The organism is Sedimentitalea sp., from assembly GCF_039973035.1.
GTDB lineage: Bacteria > Pseudomonadota > Alphaproteobacteria > Rhodobacterales > Rhodobacteraceae > Sedimentitalea.
On record NZ_JBDWLR010000097.1, the window covers coordinates 1 to 8402 of the forward strand.

Below are 8402 nucleotides of genomic sequence, written 5' to 3' on the forward strand. Positions count from 1 at the left end.
GCCGGGTTACTTCCTGGGGCCGACCGGCGAGGGCCTCATCGACAACAGCGCTGAACTTGTTCTTGGCATCTTGCAGGGTCCACATATCGGCCTCCATATATACAGGCTAGATAGGTGGCTAGGTGCAATCTGTCAAATGGATGATAATGGAACTTATGTTATTATTTGTTCAAGCGCTCCAGCGAAAACTCAGGTGCCTTTGTGTGCTTCATAGTATGATCGCAGCACCGAGTTCATGCGTGCTTGATACCCTCTGCCCTGCTGACGGAACCAGTCCACGACTTCTTTGTCGAACTTTGCCGTCACTTGGGTCAGGTTGCGATCCTCCGGCATGACGACGCGCGCATTGGCCCAGAAGCTCTCGTCAAGCTCGGGCTGATCCGAGAAATCGATATCCTTGTCGTCAAGCGCCTTCAACTCGTCAGCGCTCAGAGGCTTTTGATACTGTACCATGATATACGGCCCTTTCCTTGCGTGAGGCCCTTCTGGCCGAGATCAGACGGATGCGTCCTTCCCTATCTGTATGGGCAACTGACAGTACGACAACACCTTCCAGCAAACCAAGCGAGATAATGCGTGTTTCGCCATAGTCAGCCCGGTCATCAACAAGGTCGACCGTCAGATCATAGAAAATCAACCTGGCTTGCTCGAAACTGATGCCGTGTTTCGCAATGTTGGCGCGGTTCTTGCCTTCATCCCATTCGAACTGCATTTTCACTCCCTACAATAATTACCATTACCATTATTTCAAGTCTTGTCGCATCGACCAGTGCGAATTCCGGAATGACAAGTCTACGCCTGCATGTCTTCACTGCCGTTGTCGAGCAGATCGCACAAGCCCCCCCGCAGGACAGTCGCAAAATGGGCGACTGTGACGTTGAAGAATGCAAGCAGGCGTTCGTCTCTCTGACGAAAAAGACCGCCAAATTCTTGACTGCGTGAAAAAAGGCGACGGGACGGCTTTGTCAGGTTGCTATGTCGCAACGTGACCAAGTTTCGCGTCCGGTTCAGGCAACCATCTCAGCCGCATAGTTGTTCCACAGGCTGAACGCGTCAACCGGGGATTGGCGGTAGGATGCTGCGGAAAAGGGCGAGGTTGCACGAATGATCTGGCGCTCGGAACGCGCCCTACCGGAGACGGAATTCAGGCGGTGCGTTCAAAACTTGGGTGGCCAAGTCCGGTCATGCGGTTGAGAACCCGGACGCCAATCTTGGCCTCTGTTTTCTAATTTTCGAAATTGTGTGCATTTAGCTTGGGCCCAATAACCGTTTTCCAGCTGCTCATGAGAGTTTCGCCCCGGCTGCGTTGATTGTAGCCAGTGGCTTTCTGCCAGGCCATCCGCCCATGGGCTGCGATCTCGGCGGTCTAGCCGTCACGTGCCGTCGGGTCTTCGGCCGCATTGGGGCTCAGGATTGCGTTTTTAGGAGGTGGGATCGTGACCTCGATCGTCGACCCGAACCGGGCGGCAAGCAAGTCAGATGTCGGTTCTCCGTCGTAAGCGCCGTCTGCCAGAAACAGATCAACCGGACCGTCGACTTGATCCAAGAGTGCTGTCAGCGCCGTCGGATCGCCGACGTCGTCCTTGGTGAGATCAGAGCAGACGATCACGCCGCTGACAAGATCAAGACCAACGTGGAGCTTGCGCCAAGAGCGCCGTTTGCGCTTTGTTTTGTGCTTCTGCTCTGGCCATTCGCCTTCGCCGCAGACCTTCAAGCGGCATCGTCAAGTTGCGGGGCAGCTCCCCTTGCGGTAGGTATCCTTATGACCAAGCCCAAGCAATCCGGCGCCTTTTTAGGCCATCGTTTCCCACCTGAGATTATCGCATACGCCGTCTGGGCCTATCATCGATTTGCCATGAGTTTGCGCGATGTCGAAGACTTGTTGGCCGCGCGTGGCGTTGCGGTCAGCTACGAGGCCATCCGCGCTTGGGTTGCCAAGTTTGGGTCACAATAGGCCAGAGTGATCCGGCGCGATCGACCCAAAGCGGCGGACAAATGGCACTTGGACGAAGTCGTCCTTCCGATAAACGGCAAGAAATATTGGCTGTGGCGAGCGGTTGATAGTCGAGGCGATGTGCTGGACCTCCTCGTCCAATCCCGGAGCAATAAACGGGCTGCAAGTCGATTTTTCCGCAAGCTATTCAAAGCATTTGGCGAGCCACGGGTGATCGTCACCGATAAACTCCGAAGCTATGGCGCCGCCTTGAAGGAGCTTGCTCCGGGAATAGAGCACCGCAGTCACAAGGGCCTTAACAGTCGATCCGAAGGGTCACATCGCCCCACACGACGGCGAGAAAAGATTATGGGGAGGTTCAAATCGCCGAGACAAGCCCAGCAATTTCTTTCCGTTCATGATCAGGTCCAAACCATCTTCCGTCCGCGCCGCCATACACTTTCGGCCGCTGCCTACCGTCAGACTCGAGCCGACGCCCATTGGATCTGGGACGATATCACGCGTGAACTGAAGGCTGCTTGAGACCTGGCGCCGGGCTTTCGTTGCGAAGATCGCCGACAACTTGACGATGCCCGCCAAGGTGATCCTGACGCAAATTCAAGCAGCCTTGCTATCCGATCAGGTCGAGGAAGTTTGCACTGTAAGCCGCGCTTGCCCGGATTGTGGGTCTGGGCGGGCAGTTCACGATTATCGTACCCGGATTTTCGATACGGTATTCGGACGGTTTCGGCTTCGAGCGCCGCGTTTCCGCCAGTGCAAATGCGATGCTTTGGCGGAGGAAAACTGCGGACGCACATTGTCCCCGGTGACCCACTTCTTCCCCGACCGAACGACGCCGGAATTACGCCGCCTTCAGGCCGAACTCGGATCGCGCCATTCTTTTCGGGAAGCCGCGCGGATCATTGAAACCTTTTTGCCCTGCGCGAAGCAGATTAACACAACGGTGCGCAACCGTCTGGGCCAAATCGCGCAGAACCTAATTGAACGTGAACCCGCGCAAATCGGTGTAGATGAAGATGCGCAATCGCCTCCACTGACCGTGTTTCTAGACGGCGCCCATATCCGTTGTCGGCCAGAATACCAGAAGCGACACCTTGATGTGATTGTGGGTAAGGTCGAAAGCCCCAATATGTGCCGTCGCTTTGGGTTTGTTGCGCAAGCGGCGACGTCACCGAGTGAACTGCTCAGGCAAGACTTGCACGCGCTCGGCTGGGATGGTCAGCGGCCGGTCACCGTCATCTCCGATGGAGAACCCGCGCTGCCAAATCTGGTCCGTGCTGCGGTTGGAGGGCGTGTGCGCCATATCCTGGACTGGTGGCATATTTCGATGCGTGTCCAACACATCGAAAATGCCGTCAAAGGGCTTTTGCATTTCGAGAATTTTCCAGGATTTCCAGAACTATTCAAACGCCCAGCGGAAACACTTCGATGGTGCTTGTGGCATGGGAAAATCATGACCGCTGGTACGCGCCTGAAACTTTTGATGATTGATTCAGGCAGGATCACAACGGAAGATGCAGCAGTCAGGACGGCGACCGCGAGAGTCGAAGCTCGTTGTCGTGAACTCTACACGTACTTGGCAAACAATTGGGATGCCCTCACCAACTACGGCTGGCGACACCGCAACGGGTTTTCGATTTCATCGTCTCGAGCGGAGGGCTGTATTGACGACATTGGCAACGCACGGATGGGCAAGAGCCGCAGGATGCGATGGTCACCGAGAGGCGCGCACTCTGTCGCAGTTACCAGAGCAGCCGTTCTCGATGGTCGTTTGTCCGTTTCACACCAACAGATGGCCGCTTAACCCCCAACTTTTGCCCACTCCCGTCACTTCAGCGCTTGGCACCCAATGCTTCCTGGAAACCATGACTATCCCTCCTGAACAGCTTGCTCACAGGATAGCACCACCACACAAAGTGAGGCAGAACCCATTTAACTGCTAAGCGACACACGCAACAAGTTTGAGTAAAAGGTCAATTCGTGTTAAGTTTGTACGCTATTCATTCATTTTCAAGATTGCGGTCAAAAATGCCTTATAAGCTTGGAATAATCGTCGGGCACACTGATGCAAAAGGCGGTGCCGTTGGTCTCGATCTTCCGAGGGAATACGATTATCACAAGGCTATGGCTACCGACATGCAGGCCTTCGCACAGTCCGATTTTGGCCATCTGAGTGGGCAGGAAGCCATGGAAGTTCGCCTGTTTTTCCGGGATGGAATTGGAGTTTCTGGCGCCTACGCCCAGGTGAGCGAGTGGGTCGGATCGTTCGCATCTCACGCGGCGACCGTGGAGCTGCATTACAACGCAGCTACCCCGGCCGCATCCGGCACGGAGACGCTCAGTTCAGGATCGGCCGGCAGTCTTGCCTTGGCCTCGAGCGTGCAGGCCGGGCTCTGCACCCTGCTCGGGCGGCCGGGCCAATCGCGCGGCGTCAAGGTGCGCAACAGAACAAACAAGGAGCGCGGATGGATGAGCCTCGTGTCCGGGACGCCTCCGGCGATCATTACCGAGGCTGCGTTCGGCAGTAACGCGGAAGACGCCGCACTGCTCAGGGAAAAGCAGTTCATGATTGGGCGAGAGATTGTACGTCGCTGTAAGAGATATTTCGACGAAACGGTGGGGGTCTGACATGGCAGACGAGGACGCAAGCACCAAAACGGAGCTCATTCACCCCGACAAGCTGGAAGTCCTGCGCCGACTGGCCAGGCTCAGCGTTTTCGCCCTCGCGGTGCCGTTCGTCGCGATCATGATCCCTAGCCTGAGCATCGCGTTCCTTGACGCTGATTCCAATATCTTGATCACGCTCATCAATCTCAGCTGGGTGCTGGTGATATTCGGTGGCTTCGCGTTTCTTGTGGTCTCTCTGTTTTCGGCGGCGGTCCTGTTCAGGGTTTTCAACATGCACGACAAGGCCCACTCGCTGGGATTGCCGCGCAACTCGATCCGAAGTCTCCTGACGTTTCTCATCTTTCTGATACTGATGGCGTTCATCTTCTATTCCACACAGGTGGTATCGACACAGCACTCCACCGGTCTCGCGCTGATCCCTTACAGCGAACTCGACGCGACGATTGCGAGCCTCGGACTTTCCGACACCGTGACCGGGTACGAAATCGTCGAGCGGGAGGGCGGCGAAGCGGTGGCCCACGTCACATTCCTTGTAGAGCAGGAAAGCGCCGCGATGGAATATTTCGATCGCATCCTCGTTGCGCTTCTCGGGATCTCCAGCACCATCATTGGATTCTACTTCGGTTCCCGCTCGCAAGAGGCTCTCGACAACCCATCCGGAGGCGGCGCTGAAAGCGAGGAGCAGGTCAATACGGAAGTGTCGCCCTTGGCACCCGGCGCTGCAGACGAGGTCGACAGCCTCGAATGGTCGGTGAATTCCAGCGTCCTGACGCTTTCCAAGGGCGATGATGGCAGGCTGACGGGGGTGGTGATAATCAACCCGTCGGATCCCGAAGGCGACCGGGAATTCGGAGCCCGGTTCGTTCCCACCGAAACGCACGACACAGCCATAGATGCGGCAAACATTGCTGTCGTGCGCGTAGCCGACCGATTGACGCTGCATGTCACCGGAGTCGACGCCGACGCACTCATGGACAAGGAACTCGAGATCTCCGTCTACTACCGCGACGAAGAAGAGCAGGCGAAGACTGTTCCCGTCGAATTGCTAGCGCCGGAGATCTGAACATGCACCCGATGTCGTCCCGCACACGCCGCTTAAATCAGCCGGTCGACATCAGGATGGGCCTTGTCCTAAGGATATGAATCTAGGCCAGCAGTTTGCCGCCTAAGCGTGTGCTCATGATGAAAGCAGAACCTTGCAAGGGATTTCACAGCAGTCGCGAGGTCATCCCCATGGCCGTTGTGTTTTTCGTGAGATATCCCCTTTCACTGAGCAATATCGAGGGCCTGCAGCACGAGCGCGGCATCGAGATCAGCCGCAAAATGGTTCAATCTTGGTGGACCCGTTTCATCCCGGTCTTGTTGGACTGTGTTGCAGGGATCGGCCGCTCGAAGTAATCCCAGCGTTTTCTATGACGTGAGCGATGATCTATGCCCCATAAATTCAATGATGCCCATCGGGACAAGTTCGAAAAGGCACGGTATCGGGTGGCGAACACCTCAGAGTACAACGAAAGCCTCCGGCAACGTGGTGATCTGACGATTTGGGTTTCAGATGATGTGGCCAGGAAGTGGTCGTCGCCGCGCCGCAAAACCCGGGGTGGTCAGGAGCGCTACACCGATTTGGCAATCGAGATTTGCCTTACCCTGCGGGTTGTGTTCCGACTTCCGCTTAGACAGACGCAGGGCTTCATGCGGTCGATTGTCAAGCTGATGGGGCTGGACCTGGTGGTGCCGGATTACTCGACGCTATCGCGACGCAGTAAAGGCTTGAAGATTGCCGAAAATCGGCGCACTTCAGACGAACCTATCACCCTCATTGTGGACAGTACCGGACTGAAAATGCATGGCGGTTACGATTGGTGCACCGAGAAGCATGGTGGAAAGAAGCGTCGCAAATCATGGCGCAAGCTCCACATCGCCCTCGATCCCGACACTGGCGAAATTGTCGGATCCGAACTGACCACCGAACATGTGGGCGATGAAACGACACTGCCTGATCTGCTTGCTAACATTGATGCCGAAGTGAGCCAGTTCCTCGCGGATGGTGCGTATGACGGCCAGAGCGTTGTAGACTGTCTGGTAGATAAGTTTGGGCCTGAAATAGAGATCATCGTCCCGCCTCCGAAAAACGCAGTTCACGGCGCGAATGCGCAGCGCAATAAACACATTGATGCCATCGCCGAACATGGCAGAATGAAGTGGCAAGCCAAGGCGGGATACAATCAGAGATCACAGATTGAAGCCCAGATTGGCAGGTGGAAACAAGTCATTGGCGATGGCCTTCAAGCACGAGGTTTTTGACACTCAAACCGTTGAAGCGCAACTAGCTTCAAAAGCTCTCAACCGCATGACAGCCCTCGGTTGTGCGGCATATGAGCGTGTCTTCTGAAATGACTGGGTATGGGACCGTTCCGACCTAAAACTTGATCCCTGCAACACAGTCCGACACTACCAATCAGCAAACAGAAGCCAAGATTGGCGTCCGGGTTTTTAACCGGATGACCGGAATTGGCAGTCTTAACTTCGAACGCACCGCCTGAAATCCGTTTCGGGTAGGGCGCGTTCCGAGCGGACTATGATCTGTGCAACACGGCCTCGCCGGTGCATCGACGCCCTACGATCCGGCGCAGGCATTCATGTGATCACCCGGACAAAATTTGATCCGAGTAATAACAGATATCCGACGATCAAACACACATGGTCTCGTTTTCGCCAAACATCGTTGTCTTTGGTCATTAGATCGTGCAAGTCATCCAGAATCTTAATTTGAGGCGCGTCTTCTGGTATTTTTGCATAAAAGTCTTCCTTATCTTGTGCATGCTTCGCTGCTCGACGCTTGTTGAGGTTCGTCGTCCAAACGGGCACCGCCAGAATAGCGATTCCAATAAATGTAGCCGCTTCGAGTAGATCATTCAGGCGATCGGGATCACAAGTCAGAGCGTGAAACGACCCCAATACATCTGTCATTTACCGCCACTCTCATTAAACTTTGGCTGTTGCTATGATCAGCTCTGCGTCAAATACAAAATCTTTCGGGTCTTCGACATCTTTCAGGCCTTCGTCATATTTCGAGCCTTCGTCCAAGCCCTCGATCAATCCTCTATGCTTTTTAACGGCGGCGGCAGCGATGCTGAGAGAATCTCTAAGTGTCTCAGCCTTCTGTGCGAAGACGCCCCTCTCTTCGCTATATGCGAAAACTCCCGGGACCTTGAGTATATCCTCCCACTCACCCTGCTGGGATCCCCCTTGATCTTCATCCTCTGCATCAGCCGCTATGTAAAAGCTATCACCCTCAATATGAGCCAACCTCCCAGACGTCAGCTCCCAACCCCCTGAATCCGTCTCGTTGTCAGACACGTCAGATTCATGCTCATTCTCTAAGTCAGGTGCGTCTGCTTCCTCAGCCACGAAGCTGATGAATACTCTCACTCCACAAGCCTTTGCAAACCGATGCACAGTCTCAAGGTTTGGAAGTGAGCCACTCGCAGATTCCAACTTGGATATAGCAGATTGCTTGACATGCATCTTTTCCGCAAGCTCCGCCTGCGTCAGCCTGGCATGCTTGCGGATCGTCCATAGCGAAAGCGCCAGAGACCTCTTGTCCTCCGTCTTCTTCAGGTATTCCTGAACATCAGGACGATCCTCTGAAATAATTGAAATGATATTTTCTACACTCATGCTAGGGTCAGGACTCATAGCCAATAGATGACGGTTGCCGCTAGCGCGATTGCGGAGAGGAAGACCTTCGGGCACCTGTCGTATCGGGTCGCGACCCGTCTCCAATCTTTCAACCTGCCGAACATGATCTCGATGCGAT

General features: G+C 54.9%; 11 protein-coding genes and 3 pseudogenes. 6 read left to right on the forward strand and 8 right to left on the reverse strand.

The genetic code is table 11. The annotated features are described in order from the left end of the window. From ABJO75_RS27675 to ABJO75_RS27695, 5 genes and pseudogenes are all read right to left on the reverse strand, one after another. On the reverse strand, positions 1-85 hold an 85-nt coding region (locus tag ABJO75_RS27675), incomplete at its 3' end, for a type II toxin-antitoxin system prevent-host-death family antitoxin (protein WP_348126642.1). 104 nt (positions 86-189) lie between these two features. After that, positions 190-453: a BrnA antitoxin family protein gene (locus ABJO75_RS27680; RefSeq protein ID WP_348126624.1), complete on the reverse strand. Its 264-nt coding sequence runs from the start codon at positions 451-453 to the stop codon at positions 190-192. Beyond that, complete coding sequence (locus ABJO75_RS27685; RefSeq protein ID WP_348126626.1) at positions 422-712, reverse strand: BrnT family toxin; 291 nt, start codon at positions 710-712, stop codon at positions 422-424. Before ABJO75_RS27685 ends, ABJO75_RS27680 begins: the two co-directional genes overlap by 32 nt. A gap of 295 nt (positions 713-1007) precedes the next feature. After that, positions 1008-1085: pseudogene (locus tag ABJO75_RS27690) on the reverse strand (IS6 family transposase); the annotation flags it as partial. Between the two features lie 281 nt (positions 1086-1366). Next, positions 1367-1714, reverse strand: a complete 348-nt coding sequence (locus ABJO75_RS27695) for a transposase (RefSeq protein ID WP_348126628.1) — start codon at positions 1712-1714, stop codon at positions 1367-1369. Between the two features lie 48 nt (positions 1715-1762). On the opposite strand from ABJO75_RS27695, the pseudogene ABJO75_RS27700 reads away from it, so the two are divergent. The 6 genes and pseudogenes from ABJO75_RS27700 (at position 1763) to ABJO75_RS27725 (ending at position 6886) form a co-directional block, all read left to right on the forward strand. Then, positions 1763-2476 (forward strand): annotated as a pseudogene (locus tag ABJO75_RS27700) (IS6 family transposase). 52 nt (positions 2477-2528) lie between these two features. Beyond that, a pseudogene (locus ABJO75_RS27705) lies at positions 2529-3758 on the forward strand (ISKra4 family transposase); the annotation flags it as partial. Between the two features lie 224 nt (positions 3759-3982). Next, positions 3983-4582 (forward strand): N-acetylmuramoyl-L-alanine amidase, encoded by a 600-nt coding sequence (locus ABJO75_RS27710; protein WP_348126630.1) that lies wholly within the window; start codon positions 3983-3985, stop codon positions 4580-4582. A gap of 1 nt (position 4583) precedes the next feature. Continuing rightward, the gene (locus tag ABJO75_RS27715; protein WP_348126632.1) at positions 4584-5645 is read left to right on the forward strand and encodes a hypothetical protein; all 1062 of its coding nucleotides are present in this window, start codon (positions 4584-4586) and stop codon (positions 5643-5645) included. Between the two features lie 116 nt (positions 5646-5761). Beyond that, complete coding sequence (locus ABJO75_RS27720; protein ID WP_348126634.1) at positions 5762-5980, forward strand: hypothetical protein; 219 nt, start codon at positions 5762-5764, stop codon at positions 5978-5980. 90 nt (positions 5981-6070) lie between these two features. Next, entirely contained in the window at positions 6071-6886 is an 816-nt protein-coding gene (locus ABJO75_RS27725; RefSeq protein WP_348432666.1) for an IS5 family transposase, read from the forward strand. Between the two features lie 333 nt (positions 6887-7219). On the opposite strand, the gene ABJO75_RS27730 is transcribed toward ABJO75_RS27725, so the two are convergent. The 3 genes from ABJO75_RS27730 to ABJO75_RS27740 form a co-directional block, all read right to left on the reverse strand. Then, positions 7220-7552 (reverse strand): hypothetical protein, encoded by a 333-nt coding sequence (locus tag ABJO75_RS27730; protein ID WP_348126638.1) that lies wholly within the window; start codon positions 7550-7552, stop codon positions 7220-7222. 15 nt (positions 7553-7567) lie between these two features. Next, positions 7568-8263 (reverse strand): helix-turn-helix transcriptional regulator, encoded by a 696-nt coding sequence (locus tag ABJO75_RS27735; RefSeq protein ID WP_348126640.1) that lies wholly within the window; start codon positions 8261-8263, stop codon positions 7568-7570. Positions 8264-8277: 14 nt separating this feature from the next. Next, the coding region (locus ABJO75_RS27740) for a transposase (RefSeq protein WP_333483675.1) at positions 8278-8402 on the reverse strand (125 nt) is incomplete at its 5' end.